Genomic DNA, 17572 nt, shown 5'->3' with positions numbered 1-17572 from the left:
TGCCCATTAATTATTCCCACTGGTCATTTGGTAAAAAATTCATTCAAACAGAACAGAATTATCGCCGTGGGCAAATGGGGTTAGCCTACGAGATCGTGATTAATTCCGACCCCTGTATTGCCTACCTAATGGAAGAAAACACCATTACCATGCAAGCCTTGGTGATGGCCCATGCCTGTTACGGCCATAACTCCTTTTTTAAAGGAAATTACCTGTTTCAAACCTGGACAGACGCCAGCTCCATCATTGATTATCTGGTGTTTGCCAAAAAGTACATTGCTCAATGCGAGCAACGTTATGGCACCGATGAAGTGGAAAATACCCTGGATTCCTGCCATGCTTTGATGAATTATGGCGTTGATCGCTATAAGCGCCCACAAAAAATCTCCTTACAAGAAGAGCAGGCGCGACAGGAAGAACGGGAAAAATACCTGCAATCTCAAGTCAACGAATTATGGCGCACCCTGCCCGATAATCCCTTAGACAGTAAACCTAAGCAGCGCCGGTTTCCTGCCGAACCGCAAGAAAACTTATTATATTTTATTGAGAAAAATGCCCCGCTATTAGAGCCTTGGCAGAGGGAACTGGTTCGGATAGTGAGAAAGGTCTCTCAGTATTTCTACCCGCAAAAACAAACCCAGGTAATGAATGAAGGCTGGGCGTGTTTCTGGCATTACCATATTCTCAATCAAATGTACGATGAAGGTCTGGTGACTGATCGGTTTATGCTTGAGTTTTTGCATAATCACAGCAATGTTGTTATGCAACCTGAGTACAACAAACCCTATTATTCAGGGATCAACCCCTACGCCCTCGGGTTTAACATGTTTATGGACATCAAACGCATGTGCCAAAACCCCACCGAGGAAGATAAATATTATTTGCCCGATGTCGCCGGTAAAGACTGGTTGGAAACAGTGCATTTTGCCATGCGCAACTTTAAAGATGAGAGCTTTATCAGTCAGTTTCTCTCACCTAAGTTGATCCGCGATTTTAAGTTATTTGCCATTGAAGATAATGCCAGTGATCCCTTTGTCAGTGTCAGTGCTATTCATGACGAAAAGGGCTATCTTGCTATTCGAGAGAAGCTATCGGCACAATACAACCTCAGTAATCTGGAGCCGAATATTCAGGTGTATAACGTGGATATTCGCGGTGATCGCTCTTTAACGCTACGCTACGTACCACAAAATGGCATTCCACTGGCCAACTCCAAAGACGAAGTCATGCGCCACCTATTTAGACTATGGAAGTTTGATGTGTTTTTAGAACAAAGCACGGATAACGGCGAGACGGAAATCATTGCAAGCTGCAAACGCAGCGGTAACAGCCCGGCCTTCTAATGGCTAGGGTTACTCCCCTAGCTTTTGTTCATCACTCGGTGATCACAAAAAACAAGACTGATGGCTGCCAGCGAGGCCGCCAAAGTGGCAAAGAAGAATGTTTCAAAAGCCTGGGTACCTTGTTGCCATAATTGACCGGCCACGTAATTCCCCACAGCCCCGCCTAGACCGAAGGCTACACTCACATAAACCGCCTGCCCCCGGCTTTGATATTGTGCGGGGAAAAAGTGAGTAATAAAGTGCATTGCCGTCACGTGCGCTAGACCAAAACTCAATGCATGGATTAACTGGCTTGCCACCACCACTGCAGCATATTCTGCCCATTGTGCCAGAGCGAACCAACGTACCGCAGTGAGGATCAAGCAAGTCTGTAACAATAGGTACACCCCAAAACGTTTGATAAGACGCCGAGCAATAAGAAAAATACCGATTTCAGCTACCACGCCAACCGCAATCAATAAACCGGTAACCTGCCCTGAATAGTTGAGATCCCGCATATACAAGGCAAAAAAGCCGTAGTAAGCGCCAAAGCTGGCCTGCAGTAACGAGGCTGACAATAAAAACAGTAGAAACGTACGGTTTTTCATCACATGCCAAAGTGATCCCTGCTCGGCCTGCTTATGGATTTTCTGCTGAGGTTGTGAAATAAACAGCGTACTTATAAATAGCCCGGTAAGTACTGCAAAACTGGCGTAAATGGGCGCTTCTGAAGAGTAATGATCTAACGCTTTACCCACCACCACAGTAAGTACAATAAAACCAATGCTGCCCCAAAGGCGCACCTGCCCATAACTGACCCGGGTAGGCGTAACAGATTGAATGGTTATGACTTCTAATTGGGGCAATACCGCCGTCCAAAACATCATCATTAACCCAAACGCCAGGGTTAAGCCCCAAAAGCTGTGGAACCAAAAAACAGAGGTAAAACAAACCACAGTGAGAAAACAGCCAAGACGTACCACATTAATGGCATTGCCCGATTTATCCGCAATACTTGCCCATAAAGACGGCCCCACTATGCGCGACAAGGTGATCACTGCCCACAATTCACCAATATCGGCTGAACTAAAACCTCGACCATCCAAGAAGATGCCAAGATAAGGTGTGAGTACCCCCAACTGACCGAAGTACAGCCAGTAGGTTACCGCCAACAAAATGATGTTAGTGCGTGAATGAGCTTTCATAACACGCACCAAAAAGAAAAATTACAGGAGGACAAGGAACTAGGCTTTCTTGCCAGGGATCACCGGAGTTTGCGTAGATACACCGGTATTTTGCGCGCGATGACGCAAGCAGTGATCCATCAGTACAATGGCCAACATGGCTTCGGCGATGGGCACGGCCCGTATGCCCACACAAGGATCGTGACGACCTTTGGTTACAATCTCAATTTCGTTACCGTCAACATCAATGGTTTTACCCGGTACAGAGATGCTGGAGGTTGGCTTTAACGCCATATGTACCACCACATCCTGGCCACTGGAAATGCCGCCAAGTACACCACCGGCATGATTGCTGGCAAATCCTTCTGGCGTCAGCGTATCTCGGTGTTCACTGCCTTTTTGTTCGATAACATCAAAGCCATCACCGAGCTCAACACCCTTCACTGCGTTGATCCCCATCATGGCAGCGGCAATATCGGCATCAAGACGATCAAAAACCGGCTCACCTAAGCCAACAGGCACGCCTGTAGCCACAACAGAAACTTTGGCACCTATGGAGTCACCAGATTTTTTAAGATCCCGCATATAGGCATCAAGGGCTTCCAGTTTACTTTCATCCGGGCAAAAAAACGGGTTGGTGTTGGTTACGGCATGATCCACCGTTTCCACTTTTATTGGACCAAGTTGTGAAAGATAGCCATGGATCTCAATGCCGTATTCCTGCTTGAGAAACTTTTTCGCAATACCACCGGCAGCAACACGGATAGCCGTTTCACGGGCTGAAGAACGGCCACCTCCACGATAATCACGGGTACCGTATTTTTGATGGTAGGTGTAATCTGCGTGTCCCGGTCTAAAGCGATCCGCAATATTCGAATAGTCTTTACTACGTTGATCGGTATTTTGTATCAGTAAACCAATACTTGTACCGGTTGTCTGGCCTTCAAACACACCAGAAAGGATTTGCACTTCGTCACCTTCACGTCGAGCCGTTGTATAACGGGAGGTGCCTGGCTTTCTACGATCCAGATCTACCTGTAAATCGGCTTCTGTAAGCGATAATCCCGGTGGACAACCATCCACTACGCCACCAATAGCAATACCGTGACTTTCACCAAAGGTGGTGACAGTGAACATTTTTCCGAAGCTATTACCTGCCATCTGAATTACTTTTCCTTTCCGTTAAAATAAGAAACCAGCGAAGCTTTAGACACAGCAAAAATACCGTGCCCACCGTGTATCAACTCTACCCACTCAACATTCAGTGAGGGAAAGCGCGTCGCCATATGAACCTGACTATTACCCACCTCCACAAACAGCCAGCCATTATCGTTTAAATAAGACGGCGCCTGCTCAAGCATTTGATGAACAAGATCAAGGCCATCTTCACCGGCGGCCAGCGCCAGTTCTGGTTCATGCTGGAATTCATCGGGCAAATCATTCATGTCTTGTTCGTCAACGTAGGGCGGATTGGACACAATCAGGTCGTATTTTTGCCCTTTTAAACTTGAAAACAAATCGGAATGAATAGGGAATACCCGATGACCCAATTGATATTCCTGGATATTATAATCTGCCACTTCAAGGGCGTCATGGGAAATATCTACCGCGTCCACTTGCGCCTCTTCAAATGCATGGGCAAGGGCCACCGCAATACAGCCACCACCGGTACACATATCTAGAATATTGGCGGGTTCATCCGTCACATATTGAGCAAATCGATTTTTAATCAATTCAGCAAATGGCGAGCGCGGAATAAGCACCCTTTCATCAACGTAAAAGGGCAAGCCACAAAACCAGGCTTCGTGGGTGATATAAGGTAGGGGCATTCTTGTTTGCACCCGCTTTAACACCAAATCTGCCACTTTCTCTTTCTCTGAGCAGGTTAATTTGGCAGAAAACAAGCCATCACCGGTTTGGGTGATCAGATCATGGGGTAAATGAAGGGCATACATCACCAAACTTACCGCTTCATCCCAACTGTTATCGGTGCCGTGCCCATAAAATAATTGTGCATCATTAAATCGACTGACAGACCATCTCACCATATCTAAAATACTGTGTAGTTCATTAATGGCTTCTTCTAAATATATTTTATCGGTCATCGAGTGTAGTACATTGCCTGAAATAAAGCTGGTATCATACCGAAACTCGAGGGAGACTCCCAACACAAATTCCACACTAGGCTACAGAGGCCGGGTAACCCACAAGAAAGGAGGCAAGTTTTGACAAATAACGGGAAACCGGACAACGACGATGACTTGTCCCTTTTTCGCGATGCGGTCACCGGTATCAAGCCGTTGAAGCAAGACACTTACCAGCATAAACGCCGTATTACACCGGTAAAACGCCTTCATTCGGCCAGTACGCCAGATCACCGGCAGCGTCGGCTCCTTGATGCCAGTTTTGCGTTTTCTGATATGTATCAAGCCAGTTTGCCCACTGAAGGGCCCATGCGTTATTGTCGACCCGATGAGCCAAGTCATAGTTTGAAGCGGTTACGTAGGGGGGATTTTTATCCTGAGCTGGTGTTAGATTTACACGGTCTCAATCGTGATTCCACCAAGCAGGAACTCTCGGCTTTACTTTACACAGCCCGTAAAGAGCTTATCGATTGCGTTGCCATTGTACATGGCATTGGTTCGGGAATATTAAAAAACGCCTTGCCCCATTACCTAATTCAACACCCCCATGTCAAAGCATTTCATCAGGCACCCCTGGAATATGGAGGGCAAGGCGCGTTACTCGTGTTGGTCGAAACCCTCGACCCGCTCAATGCCGGCTAATCGTCGCCAGCACTGTTGTGCATAAACAGATAGGTGTAGTACACCATCATGACAATCATAATGAATATACCTAGCAGTGAACCCCAGACGACGGGATCTTTTAGCATTGTCATTAGCATGTGGGTTCTCCTCATTTCTTCATGGGGTAAGTGTGCGCTACTTTCGGTGGGATTTCTGTGATCTGAATCAACGGCTATTTTTTGCTTAGAGACAAAAACTGACCTAGATCAACGGGATTTACAGAAAAGATAGAATTAACCCTAAAACGCCATTGCAAATCATTATCATTTTCAATATATTGATCCTGCCTGTTCGACGTTGGGTGATTAACGGTCTTGGCTTAGCGTCGATTGTAGGCAGGTGTGTGGTGCGCCTGCCTACTATTTTTCTTATATCTACCAGCTACCTTGCTCTAATAAATGGCACTATCAGGAAAACAGCTTCCAAAACCAACTTTTCTGTAAATCTTCTTCACAGGTTTTTAATTGCGCAGCATAGCGTAGTGAACGGGCCTTCACTTTTGCGGCTACCTTTTTTAGCCATGGTTTTTTATCATAAGAGCGACGCTTATAACCGCCCCACCCTTCATGATAATTTAAATATTGGGCATAGGCGTCCCACTTAGATACGCCATTAATTTTATAAGACTTGGCAATAAACCAGCCCATAAAATCCATTGCGTCATCGAAATCGTCTCTGTCTGCCCAACTGTTACCCGTTTCTTTTACGTAATCAGACCAGGTAATGGTCTTGGCCTGAGAATAACCGTAAGCGGAACTCACCCGTCCCCAGGGAATTAAGCCGAAAAACACATAATCTTTTGGCGGTAATGCATCATGACGAAATGAGCTTTCCTGATACATGATGGCCATGGGCACATGAATGGGCACACCCCATTTATCTCGGGTGTCAGCAGCGGCATCATACCAATCATCTTTTTCATAGAAGATTTCGCAGATATTGCTGGTATCTTGCGGCGGTGAGGTTGCGCATCCTGCCAGCAACAGCGCAGGAAGCAGATAAAAACTGGCTCTAAAAAACCGGAAATTCCAAATGAACTTTTTCACAGAATGATGTCCAAATAAGTGTTCTAGCAAAATGTGTGTGTTTCCCTGGAACAATATTTATGCCTAGCTTTTTTGCTAGGCATTTTTTTTATCTACTTATCAGGCATCTTTCTTAGCTAAAGGGGCAGAAAAATAATCCTGAATAAAGTCGGCAAAAGGCGCTTGTTCTTCAGACTCAATTTCTTCTTGCATAGCTAAAGAGGTTTTCGCCATGTTTTCAAAGTCATCTTTGGCGTAATGCTGGTAATCATGGCTGGCAATGGTGTGAGCATAGCGTTGGGCCAATTCCAAACCATAAGTGCTGTTGTCCATATTTTCCTGTAAAAGATGCGACAATATTTTGCCTGACGGCGTTAACTCAGGTTGCAAGACTTTATCCCACTGTGCCGCCACCGCCCGAGAATAATCCTCGGTATCGTTGGCTTCATCCAGCAGTTCAGCGGTTTGTCTGAAGGTGTCAAACAATTCGGCGGACCAGGTACTAAATGGCAGGTTCTCGCCATTTTTTGCAAGCATCAAATCCGGATCCCGCCCTTCCAGTACAACCTTATTCATATTCTCGCTGGCTTCTTTTAACGCTTCCCCAGTCATCTCAGGACTGTCCATTAGCAAGCAAGACACCATAAACACATCTAGAAAGTCCATTTGCGACTTCTCGATGCCTACCGGAGAAAACGGGTTCACATCCAATACCCGGACTTCCACATAGCTCACGCCCCGTCTCACCAATGCATCAGTAGGCTTTTCCAACGATGCCGTGGGTTGTTTAGGTCGAATGGGGGAATACAATTCGTTTTCAATCTGTAGAATATTTTTCGATAACTGTTGAAAGTGCCCACCTTCACCGGCGGCAAAATGCTTGAAGTTTTCCGACGGCGTATACATGGCACTACGCAGTTTATCCACGTAGGTAGATAATTGGTTGTAGCAGATCTGTAACGCGGATTGCTCAGAATTGGTGTAGCCTAAATCACTCATACGCAAAGACGTTGCATAGGGCAAGTAAACCGACCCTTTGCCCACCTTTTTAAAAGGTAAATGCGTGGATTTACCGGCAATAAAAGAGCCACACAACGCAGGTGATGCGCCATACAGATAAGGCAACAGCCAGCAAAAACGACGATAGTTACGAATAAGGGAGAAGTAATCAGCCGAGATTTGATCTTGATTACTTCGCTCCCCATTCATGGCCGCCCATTCTTGCCAAAACGTATCAGGCAAAGAGAAGTTAAAATGCACGCCGGCAATGGCTTGCATCATGCTGCCATAACGATTTTTCAATCCCAGTCGATAAACACGTTTCATTTTACCCACATTGGACTCACCAAAATACGCAAGGGGAATATGTGCTTCATCGTCAATAAAACACGGCATACTCATGGGCCAGAGTATTTCGCCTTCCATGTTTTCAAGGGCAAACTTGTGAATATCTTTTAACTGGGTTTCTGTGACCGCGCTATTTGCCACCGGCGGAGTAATAAACTCTAACAAGGATTCAGAAAAATCTGTCGTAATACACTCATGGGTAAGCGCGGCACCCAGCTTTTCTGGATGAGGCGTAGTTGCTAAGGAGCCTGAAGGTTTAATACGCAACCCTTCCCGCTCTACACCATGTTTGATATCCCGCAGTGCCGTTAAGCACTTTGTATTTTTCATCGCCTCAAGGCGACGATTAAAATTAAGCTTTGATGAGGTCAACGTATTTATCCATACTGGTTACGGGAGCCCGTTATTCTTGGGCCTTCCCCATATAATTCAATAGCAAACTAAAATAATTAGTTGTCAGAAAATGATAATGGCACAATGGGGTAACCCAGCTCTGCCAGTGGTTCGGCTAAGCTGGCTTTATCTCCCACGACAATAATTTGCATGTCGTTCACATTCAATTGCTGCTTAGCCATACTGTTTAGGGTATCCAAACTTACCTGATTGATAAGATCAGTTTGAATTTCTCGATAATTATCGGGAAGATCATAAGCTTGCATTTGTCTAAGAAATGCCACTTTACTACTTGGCGTTTCATACTCAAGAGCATCGCTTAATGTAAAAGCATTGCGCATGAATGCCAGCTCTTCGGCTGTCATCCCCGTTTGACGATAACGCTCTATTTCTTTAATAAACTCTTTAATGGCATCAACAGTACTCACCGCATTCACATCGGCCTGGGCATCAAACCAACCTAAGGTTTTGCCACCTATAAACGAGGTTGAAGCACCGTAAGTATAGCCTTTATCTTCCCGTAAATTCAGATTTACCCGGCTGTTAAACCCACCGCCTAAAGGGAAATTCATTAACCGAGACAGAAAATAATCTCCGGTGGCATCAAAAGGTAGCGACCGTTTAACAATATGCACCGAAGATTGCACCGCCCCAGGGCTATCCACTAAAAATAGCTGAGTCCCTTTGTAGTTAGGAAACCCACTTGGGGAGGGAATGCTATAGGGCTTCGCCTGCCAATCTTGTAAAAACGACAAGGCAGAAACCATCTCATCTTGTTGCAGATTACTGACTGCCACCACACTGGCATTGGAAGACGAATAATAGGTATTGTAGAAGGATTTAATATCCGCAAGTGTGATGTTATCGATGGTTTCTAAGGTGCCACTGGTTGGCAAACTTACCCGATTGCCGTCACCAAACAGTACGTAATCTGTTGCTCTATCAGCCAGATAACTTGGGTTGCGCATGCTCTGCTTCATCCCCTGCACCATGCGGTTTTTTAAGCGGTTAAAATCGGCCTCTGAAAACGCGGGGTGATACAGCTTTTCTTCAAGCAGGGCTAATGTTTTATCGAGGTTTTTGGTCAAAGATGAAACATAAATCTGAGTGTATCGGCCGGACGCGCTAAAGCGGATACTACTGCCCAGTTTTGCCAGCTCATTGGACAACATCTCATTGCTGAAGTGCTCGGTAGATTCATTCATCATAGATGCCGTGAAGTTTGCTAACCCAGCTTTTTCTATGGGATCGAGCAACATCCCGCCTTCAAGATTAATGGTGAGGGTAACCGTGGGCGTTTCATCACTGGTCACCCCCAGCATGGCAATCTGGTTAGACAGTTGGGCTTCCCAAAATGCAGGAACACGAACAATGGGCGCAGGACCGGCTTTGGGTTCTACTGAACGATCAAAATCATCGTGGATCTCCGGCTGGGTCACTTCGTTTGTCACTAAAGTGACATCGCCAATATCCCGTTTTGTGAATTCAAACGTTTGTTCATGGGCAGCAACTTCAGGGTGACCTTGGGGCACAATGGACAAGGTAACAGCATGCTTGCCTTTAATGTATTTGTGATAAACACGCATCACATCCTCTGCAGTCACATCACTGTATCGATGTAAATCTGCCGCCACGAGATCGGCCTTGCCGTAAAAGGTTTCATTACTGGCTAAGGCGCTTACTTTACCGGCCACGCTTTGCAGACTAAAAATGGTCGATGCTTCTATCCCGGCTTTGGTTCGTGCCAGATCATCGTCTTGCACGCCGCGCACTTCAAATTCAGCCAGGGTTTTCTCAATTAATTCATTCAACGTGGATAAATTAGAAATACGCTGCGGATTTGCCAACGCCAGCAACTGAAATTCACAGGCCAACTCTTTGCATGGATGTCCCACGCTGGCTTGTACGGCTAACCCTTCTTTTACCAGATTTTTGTAAAACAGCGAGGTTTTCCCGCCGCCTAGAATATCGGCTAACACATCTAATGGTGCTTCATCAGGATGACGGGCATAAACCGTTGGAAAGGTCACTTGAATTAACGGTAGGTGTACTTTATCTTCCAGCGTCACGTACCGATCTTCGGATAACACCACAGGCTGAGGCTTAGGCTCTTCCACGTCTGGACCTCTTGGAATTGAACCAAAGTACTTTTCTATCCACTGACGGGTTTGTTTAACGTCAATATCACCACCTATGGTTAACACCGCATTATTGGGTCCATACCAGCGTTTAAAAAAGGCTTTTAAATCGTTAACGTTAACCCTGTCGAGATCTTCTATGTAACCGATGGTAGACCAAGAATAAGGATGGCCTGGCGGATATAAGGCCTCGCCAATTTTTTCTGAGCGTAAACCGTAGGGCCGGTTATCCACCCGCTGCCCCCGTTCGTTTTTAACCGTTTCACGCTGATTTTCAAACTTGGTTTGATTCACCGCTGGCAATAAAAACCCCATGCGATCGGCTTCTAACCACAGCATTTTCTCCAGCTGATTAGCCGGTACGGTTTCAAAGTAATTGGTGCGATCCGTGGTGGTACTCCCGTTAAGGGTGCCCCCAGCTTCGGTAATTATTCTAAAATGTTCTTCATCTGCAACATGTTCAGAGCCCTGAAACATCATATGCTCAAAGAAATGGGCGAAGCCACTTTTTCCAGGCTCTTCTCTGGCGCTACCCACATGGTAGGTCACATCCACATGAACTAATGGATCAGAATGGTCCTCGTGCAGGATCACCGTTAATCCGTTATCTAAGGTATATTTTATATGGGGAATATGAATATCGGAAGGATCGCTATCTAAAGAATGATTTTCGGGCTGTTGTGCCTGACACCCCAATAACAACGTAACAATGCTCGCACAAAGAACTACTTTTATGGGTAAAGATAATGCCATTTGGCTTCCTTCTTTAATAATTTTGATAACGCATTTTCGAACATAACGGCAATGCTCTGGTATACAGAGTCCAAAATGACAATAAAGTTGCTGAAAACGGATATAAGCGTGAAGACTACCAGAAAATGCAATATAAAACCTATACCAAGTTATGTCGTTTGTATCAATTTATTACACAATGAAATACACTGACTGTGTATACGTTCTAGGAGTAATTATGGATTCTGCCACCGAGATCATTGACCTTGAATTCGGCTTATCCCAGCTAAATGGGAATAAAACGCTGTTTCTGCGTTTATTGCAAAAATTTGCCGACGAATACCAGCACTCAGAAGATAAACTCAATACCATGCTACAAAACGGCCAATGGCAGGAAGCAAAAAACCACCTTCATACCATAAAAGGCGTGGCGGGGAATTTAGGCATTACACGTTTACACCAAGCCTGTAAGCAAACTGAAACCGAACTCAAAGCCCAGTCAGCCATTCCATCGACCTTCCCGTCTTTTTGTTTGACCCTGTCGGCCACACTTTCTTACGTTACACAATTGCAGCAAACGCCGTCTTTGATTGATTCGCCCACCAAGGCGACGTCATCGACAAATGCCCCTGCTACACAGGAAGGCAAGATTGCCGCGCCAGAAACCTTTATTCAGGCGTTGGAACAAAATGAATTTATCGCTCAAGATCAGTTAGATGAATGGCTAAACGAAACCACCTCCGATCTGGCACTGCAACAAACGGTAAAAGATGCCATTGACGAACTTGATTATGATACGGCGTTGACACTGATCCGAGGCTAGTTTGCTTTTACCTACCCATATTATTTTTACCCATCGGGATTTTTACATCATTAATAAACCCGTTGGTATGCCAATGCATGACGCTAAAAGTGGCATAATACCTGCGCTCACCGCTTTGACTGGCGAAACCGCCTTGTATTTGTGTCATCGCTTAGATTCCGTTACCTCCGGTTGCCTGCTAATAGCCAGAAATGCGTCGGCGGCCTCACAATTAAGTCAGTTATTTAGCAATAAACAAATACAAAAATATTATCTGGCCATGTTGTCGGCCAAGCCATCAAAAAAACAGGGGACCGTCGCCGGTGACATGAAAAATCGCCGACGAGGTCAGCACGTTTTACTAAAAACGCGGCATAACCCGGCAGTAACACAGTTTTTTAGTTACCACATTCCCCTGCGAGGCCGGGTGGCGTTAATAAAACCCCTAACGGGAAAAACCCATCAAATTCGTGTGGCCATGAAAAGCTTAGGCGCCCCCATTTCTGGCGACACCCTGTACGGCGCAGCTCAGCAAGATAGAGTGAGCTTGCATGCCTATGCCCTCTTTTTTTCCTACAATAACCAAGCCTTTGGAGTTGTTTGCCCGCCGACTCAAGGTAATGATTTCATATCCGCCGAATTCGCCTCATGGTTAGCGCAGTTGGGAGAGATACAAGCCCTTAACTGGCCCAAATTTACCCTACCCAACCCCTCTACTGATGCGATAACAGGGGCCTTATGAGCGCGCATATTGCCATTGTCGGTGACGGTGCCATTGGGTCTCTTCTGGCCGCCGGTGCCCAGCAAAACCAGCATGCCTATTCGGTACTTTTACGTGCTGTACGACCCGCGGTTGCCGAGGTAGAACACCTTGATGGCACATCAACCCAGCTAGGCGGCCAACCGCAGGTTACGCTGTCGGCACAAGATTTACTGATCCTACCGGTAAAATACTATCAGGTCGCTCCTGCCCTCGAGCAATGGAAACACTTAATTGATGAAAAGACACCGGTAGTGCTGCTACAAAACGGTATGGGAGGCGATGAGGTTTTAGCATCGATACTGCCAAATAATCCGCTGTATTTAGCCACCACCAGTCATGGAGCGCTGAAAGTTTCCCCCCGCCAGGTTAAACACACAGGCAAGGGTGAAACCAAACTCGGCGTTATCGCCCCCATAAAGGACACGGCCGGTGAGCAAACTCGATTAAACAAACGTGTTATCGAGCTAGTCAGCACCTGTTTGCCGCCGGTTTTGTGGCAAGAGGATATTCGGGCGGCCTTGTGGGAAAAGCTGGCAATCAATTTGGTGATTAACCCACTTACCGCCCTTCATAATATTCCCAATGGCGCACTGAGTAACCCTCGCTATGGGCAAGCTATTCTCGCCATTTGCCATGAAACGGCAGCGGTAATGACAGCCTGTGGATATGCGGCCGACAGCCAAACCCTAGTGGCAACGGTGAACAAAGTCATACAAAACACCGCCAACAACTATTCCAGTATGCATCAGGATCTGCACCATGGCCGGCAAACTGAAATTGATGGGATCACCGGTTACCTGATAAAACAGGCGAAAAAAAACGGTATTGATGTGCCCATCAATACCGCTTTATATCAGAAAATCTTGCGCCTTAGTGCAGGCAACTAACAACGGGTTTAGTCGTGACTTTCTGCTGCCTGTGGTTTCATATGGGGGAACAAGATCACGTCTTTGATGGTTGGACTGTCAGTAAACAACATAGTCAGACGGTCGATACCAATGCCCTGTCCTGCCGTCGGTGGCAGACCATATTCTAATGCTCGAATATAATCATCATCAAAATGCATGGCCTCATCGTCACCCGCATCTTTTTCTTCTACCTGTTTGCGGAATCGCTCTGCTTGATCTTCAGGATCATTGAGCTCGCTGAATCCATTGGCAATTTCACGGCCGCCAACAAAGAACTCGAAGCGATCGGTGATAAACGGATTGTCATCATTACGACGGGCCAACGGAGACACTTCCCATGGATAGGCAGTAATAAAGGTAGGTTGAATGAGCTTTTCTTCCGCGGTGGCTTCAAAAATCTCACATAAATACTTACCCGCGCCCCAAATTCCGTCCACTTCCGGCTCTTTGATATGCAGCTGCTTAGCCATGGCTTTCATTTCATCGAGGTGCGCTTCGGGATCACGAATGGCCGCTTCATTGGCCTCGGGCCAATATTTCAAAATGGCATCGCCCATGGTTAAACGTTCAAAGGGTTTACCAAAGTCGTAATGGGTTTCGCTGATCACATTGCCTTCACTGTCGCGCTCGGTATTCACCAGCTCCGGCGAGCCTAAAATATCTTCAGCGAGCTTACGCAGCATGTCTTCTGTAAGGTTCATCAGGTCGTGGTAATCCGCATAGGCCTGATAGAACTCCAGCATGGTAAATTCTGGATTGTGACGGGTAGACAAACCTTCGTTACGGAAATTACGGTTAATTTCAAATACCCGTTCAAAGCCACCCACAACCAAACGTTTCAGATACAGTTCCGGGGCAATACGCAGGTACATATCAATGTCCATGGCATTGTGATGGGTGACAAAAGGTTTTGCCGTGGCACCACCTGGAATGACCTGCAACATGGGGGTTTCCACCTCAATGTAGTCTTTGTTGGTCAAGTATTGGCGAATACCGTTAATAATGGCGCTGCGAACTTTAAAGGTTTCACGGGTTTTTTCGCTGGTGATCAGATCCACATAGCGCTGACGATATTTGGTTTCCTGATCACTTAAACCATGGAATTTTTCAGGCAATGGACGTAACGCTTTGGTCAGTAATTGCCAGTTATCCATCGTCACATAAAGATCGCCTTTGCCAGACTTATGCAAGGCACCGGCAACACCAATAATATCGCCGATATCCAGCGAACCAAACTTCGCTTTAATCTCTTTTTGTGTGGCTTTATCGGCATAGGCCTGAATGCGGCCAGTCATATCCTGAAGCAGTATAAACGGCCCGCGCTTTGCCATAATACGGCCAGCCACAGACACCATGTTTCCCTGACTTTCCAGCGTTTCTTTATCGAATTCGCCGAATTTCTGTTGTAATTCTTCGGCATAATTTTCACGACGGAAGTTATTAGGAAAGCCGTTCGCACGGCATTGTTGTCGAATCGCACTCAGCTTAGCGCGGCGCTCGGCAATAAGTTTGTTTTCATCAAGTTGTTGGTCAGTCATAACCTATTCACTTTAAGTGGGTGATTTACAAACCAGATTTTAAGCTGGCTTGAATGAATTTATCTAAATCGCCGTCAAGAACGGCTTGGGTATTGCGGGTTTCCACCCCGGTGCGCAAATCTTTAATGCGGGAATCGTCTAATACGTAAGAACGGATCTGACTTCCCCAGCCAATATCGGATTTGCTGTCTTCCATCGCTTGTTTTTCGGCATTTTGCTTTTGCAACTCATACTCATAGAGCTTGGCTTTCAGTTGCTTCATTGCCTGATCTTTATTTTTATGTTGTGAGCGGTCATTCTGACACTGCACCACAATGCCGGTTGGTTCGTGGGTGATCCGTACCGCCGAATCGGTGCGGTTAACGTGCTGACCACCCGCGCCTGAGGCACGATATGTATCAATTCTTAGCTCCGATGGATCAATATCTATCTGGATATCATCATCAATTTCCGGGTACACAAACGCCGACGAGAACGACGTATGTCTGCGGTTACCCGAATCAAATGGCGATTTACGCACTAACCGGTGCACACCGGTTTCGGTTCTTAACCAGCCAAAAGCGTACTCGCCCTGAAAACGGATGGTGGCACTTTTAATTCCCGCCACTTCGCCGTCGGAAAGCTCGATGATTTCGGTTTTAAAGCCATGGGCTTCTCCCCATCGAAGATACATGCGCAGTAACATATTTGCCCAATCCTGGGCTTCAGTGCCCCCAGATCCGGCTTGCAAATCAAGGTAACAATCACTGCTGTCATTGGGGCCGGAAAACATACGGCGAAATTCAAGCCCTTCCAGATCGGTAATAAGCGCAGCCAATTCCACTTGGGCTTCTTCGAAGGTTTCTTCATCTTCGGCTTCAATGGCAAGCTCAAGCAAACCTTCCACATCTTCGGTGCCCTGATCCAGTTTGTGGATCGTCTCAACAACCTGCTCAAGGGCAACTTTTTCTTTCCCTAACGCTTGGGCGCGCTCGGGTTCATTCCATACTTCGGGGCTTTCCAGCTCCCGATTAACTTCTTCTAAACGCTCTGACTTTGCATCAAAGTCAAAGATACCCCCGAAGTGCATCAGCTCGGGCACGGATATCTTCTATGGCATTTTTAACAGGGTTGACTTCAAACATTTTATCGCCATGTTTCTGTTGAAAATAAGACCGCGAATAGTACCGAATTTATGCTTATTTTGATAGCCCGTTAAGCGTAGAAATCACCTGAAATGCCGGTTTATTGCGAATTCTTTGCTTGCTCTGCAACAAGGTAACCCGTTTGCGTAACCCCAAAGGCATCACCTAAACGTTTTTCACCTAAAAACGTATATGACAAACCAAAAAGCGCCGAAAAACGGCGCTTTTAACAGAGCAAAACAGTACGCTTTACATTTTATCTAACGTTTCGATCCCCAATAACGACAACCCCTGCTCAAGGGTTTTAGCTACCAGCGCTGCCAACTCTAAACGGCTGTTACGGACTTTTTCATCAATACCGTCTTTTAAAATAGGACAGGCTTCATAAAAAGACATAAAGGCGCTGGCCACATCATACAGGTAGGTACATAACACATGGGGCGTTGCGTCCCGGGAAATGATGCCCACAACCTCTTCAAACTGAAGCAAGAGCACGGCTAACGCATGCTCCTGTTTTTCGGTAAAGGTCATGGCACCGGGTAAATCCGCAGGGGAAATCCCGGATTTACGGAAAATACTCTGAACCCGGGTAAAGGCGTATTGTAAATAAGGCGCGGTATTGCCTTCAAAACTCAACATGGTGTCCCAGTTAAACACATAATCGGTGGTGCGGTTTTTACTTAAATCGGCATATTTAACCGCACCAATGCCCACTTTACGCGCCACGTCTTTAAGTTCTTCGGCGGATAAATCGCTGGCACGTTCTGCAATCAAGTTACCGGCTCGTTCCACCGCTTCATCCAGCAGTTCCACCAGCTTCACCGTACCACCGGTGCGTGTTTTAAAGGGTTTACCGTCGCTGCCCAGCATCATACCAAAGGGACAATGCTCGTAAGTTTGCTCGGGCTTCATAAAGCCCGCTTTGCGACCAACAATTTCGGTTTGCTTAAAATGCAGTGCCTGACGAGCATCGGTGAGGATCAGGGTACGATCAGCATTTAACTTTCCGCTGCGATAACGCATGGCGGCTAGATCGGTGGTGGAATACAAGTAACCGCCACCGGATTTTTGCACAATATAAACAGCGGGGTTGCCTTCTTTGTCAGCCAACTCATCAATAAACACCACCTGGGCGCCTTGATCTTCCACCGCAATCCCTTTTTCTTTTAAATCGGTGATCACATTGGCCAGATCATCGTTATAGGCCGATTCGCCCATAATGTCATCACGGGTGAGGCTGACATTGAGCTTTTCGTACACTTCTTCACTGTGCTGAATGGAAATATCGATAAACTGTTGCCACAGCGCTAAACAACGGGCATCGCCACCTTGCAGTTTAACCACGTATTCCCGAGCGCGGTCGGCAAAGCCGTCTTCATTGTCGAAACGTACCTTGGCTTCACGGTAAAAATCTTCCAAATCCGATAACGCCGTTTCTGCCACTTCGCTTTCCAATTTGTCAGAAAGATGGGCTAAAAGCATCCCGAAC

15 protein-coding genes are annotated in these 17572 nt (G+C 46.3%); 5 read left to right on the top strand and 10 right to left on the bottom strand.

Going from position 1 to position 17572, the window contains the following annotated elements; all coding sequences use genetic code 11:
- The coding region (locus tag V5298_RS14100; RefSeq protein WP_332932086.1) for a SpoVR family protein at positions 1–1343 on the top strand (1343 nt) is incomplete at its 5' end.
- A gap of 17 nt (positions 1344–1360) precedes the next feature.
- Here V5298_RS14100 and V5298_RS14095 read toward each other — a convergent pair.
- From V5298_RS14095 to prmB, 3 genes are read right to left on the bottom strand one after another with little or no spacing between them, the layout of a single operon-like run.
- Complete coding sequence (locus V5298_RS14095; RefSeq protein ID WP_332932085.1) at positions 1361–2527, bottom strand: MFS transporter; 1167 nt, start codon at positions 2525–2527, stop codon at positions 1361–1363.
- A gap of 39 nt (positions 2528–2566) precedes the next feature.
- Positions 2567–3667 (bottom strand): chorismate synthase, encoded by a 1101-nt coding sequence (gene aroC, locus V5298_RS14090; RefSeq protein ID WP_332932084.1) that lies wholly within the window; start codon positions 3665–3667, stop codon positions 2567–2569.
- Between the two features lie 5 nt (positions 3668–3672).
- Positions 3673–4611, bottom strand: coding sequence for a 50S ribosomal protein L3 N(5)-glutamine methyltransferase (gene prmB / locus V5298_RS14085; RefSeq protein ID WP_332932083.1), 939 nt, complete (start codon positions 4609–4611; stop codon positions 3673–3675).
- A 120-nt stretch (positions 4612–4731) separates the two neighbouring features.
- Between prmB and smrB the strand changes: the two genes are divergently transcribed.
- Positions 4732–5292, top strand: a complete 561-nt coding sequence (smrB, locus tag V5298_RS14080) for an endonuclease SmrB (protein WP_332932082.1) — start codon at positions 4732–4734, stop codon at positions 5290–5292.
- Here smrB and V5298_RS14075 read toward each other — a convergent pair.
- The 4 genes from V5298_RS14075 to V5298_RS14060 form a co-directional block, all read right to left on the bottom strand.
- The gene (locus tag V5298_RS14075) at positions 5289–5411 is read right to left on the bottom strand and encodes a DUF3149 domain-containing protein (RefSeq protein WP_332932081.1); all 123 of its coding nucleotides are present in this window, start codon (positions 5409–5411) and stop codon (positions 5289–5291) included. The two genes, smrB and V5298_RS14075, sit on opposite strands and share 4 nt — an antisense overlap.
- A 309-nt stretch (positions 5412–5720) precedes the next feature.
- Positions 5721–6347 carry a hypothetical protein gene (locus tag V5298_RS14070; protein WP_416351187.1) on the bottom strand — a complete coding sequence of 209 codons (627 nt, stop codon included), beginning with the start codon at positions 6345–6347 and terminating at the stop codon, positions 5721–5723.
- A 111-nt stretch (positions 6348–6458) separates the two neighbouring features.
- On the bottom strand, positions 6459–8057 hold the full coding sequence (gene gshA, locus V5298_RS14065) for a glutamate--cysteine ligase (RefSeq protein WP_416351186.1): 1599 nt from the start codon (positions 8055–8057) through the stop codon (positions 6459–6461).
- Positions 8058–8134: 77 nt separating this feature from the next.
- Entirely contained in the window at positions 8135–10969 is a 2835-nt protein-coding gene (locus V5298_RS14060; protein WP_332932080.1) for a pitrilysin family protein, read from the bottom strand.
- A gap of 217 nt (positions 10970–11186) precedes the next feature.
- Here V5298_RS14060 and V5298_RS14055 point away from each other — a divergent pair, with 217 nt between their 5' ends.
- From V5298_RS14055 to V5298_RS14045, 3 genes are read left to right on the top strand one after another with little or no spacing between them, the layout of a single operon-like run.
- The gene (locus V5298_RS14055) at positions 11187–11771 is read left to right on the top strand and encodes an Hpt domain-containing protein (protein WP_332932079.1); all 585 of its coding nucleotides are present in this window, start codon (positions 11187–11189) and stop codon (positions 11769–11771) included.
- A gap of 1 nt (position 11772) precedes the next feature.
- A complete protein-coding gene (locus V5298_RS14050) occupies positions 11773–12492 on the top strand; it encodes a TIGR01621 family pseudouridine synthase (protein ID WP_332932078.1) in 720 nt (239 codons plus the stop codon).
- Positions 12489–13400 (top strand): 2-dehydropantoate 2-reductase, encoded by a 912-nt coding sequence (locus V5298_RS14045; RefSeq protein WP_332932077.1) that lies wholly within the window; start codon positions 12489–12491, stop codon positions 13398–13400. Before V5298_RS14050 ends, V5298_RS14045 begins: the two co-directional genes overlap by 4 nt.
- 8 nt (positions 13401–13408) lie before the next feature.
- On the opposite strand, the gene lysS is transcribed toward V5298_RS14045, so the two are convergent.
- From lysS to argS, 3 genes are all read right to left on the bottom strand, one after another.
- On the bottom strand, positions 13409–14959 hold the full coding sequence (lysS, locus tag V5298_RS14040; protein ID WP_332932076.1) for a lysine--tRNA ligase: 1551 nt from the start codon (positions 14957–14959) through the stop codon (positions 13409–13411).
- Between the two features lie 25 nt (positions 14960–14984).
- Positions 14985–16083, bottom strand: a protein-coding gene (prfB, locus tag V5298_RS14035; RefSeq protein ID WP_332932075.1) for a peptide chain release factor 2 whose coding sequence is annotated in 2 segments (ribosomal slippage) — positions 14985–16007 and positions 16009–16083 — 1098 coding nt in all. Because the reading frame shifts where the segments join, the coding sequence is not laid out codon by codon here.
- 249 nt (positions 16084–16332) lie between these two features.
- On the bottom strand, positions 16333–17572 hold a 1240-nt coding region (gene argS, locus V5298_RS14030; RefSeq protein WP_332932074.1), incomplete at its 5' end, for an arginine--tRNA ligase.

Source organism: Alteromonas sp. 14N.309.X.WAT.G.H12 (genome assembly GCF_036697315.1).
Taxonomy (GTDB): Bacteria; Pseudomonadota; Gammaproteobacteria; order Enterobacterales; family Alteromonadaceae; genus Alteromonas.
The sequence above is the reverse complement of the archived record's forward strand: the minus strand, read 5'-3'. Positions and strand labels throughout refer to the sequence as shown.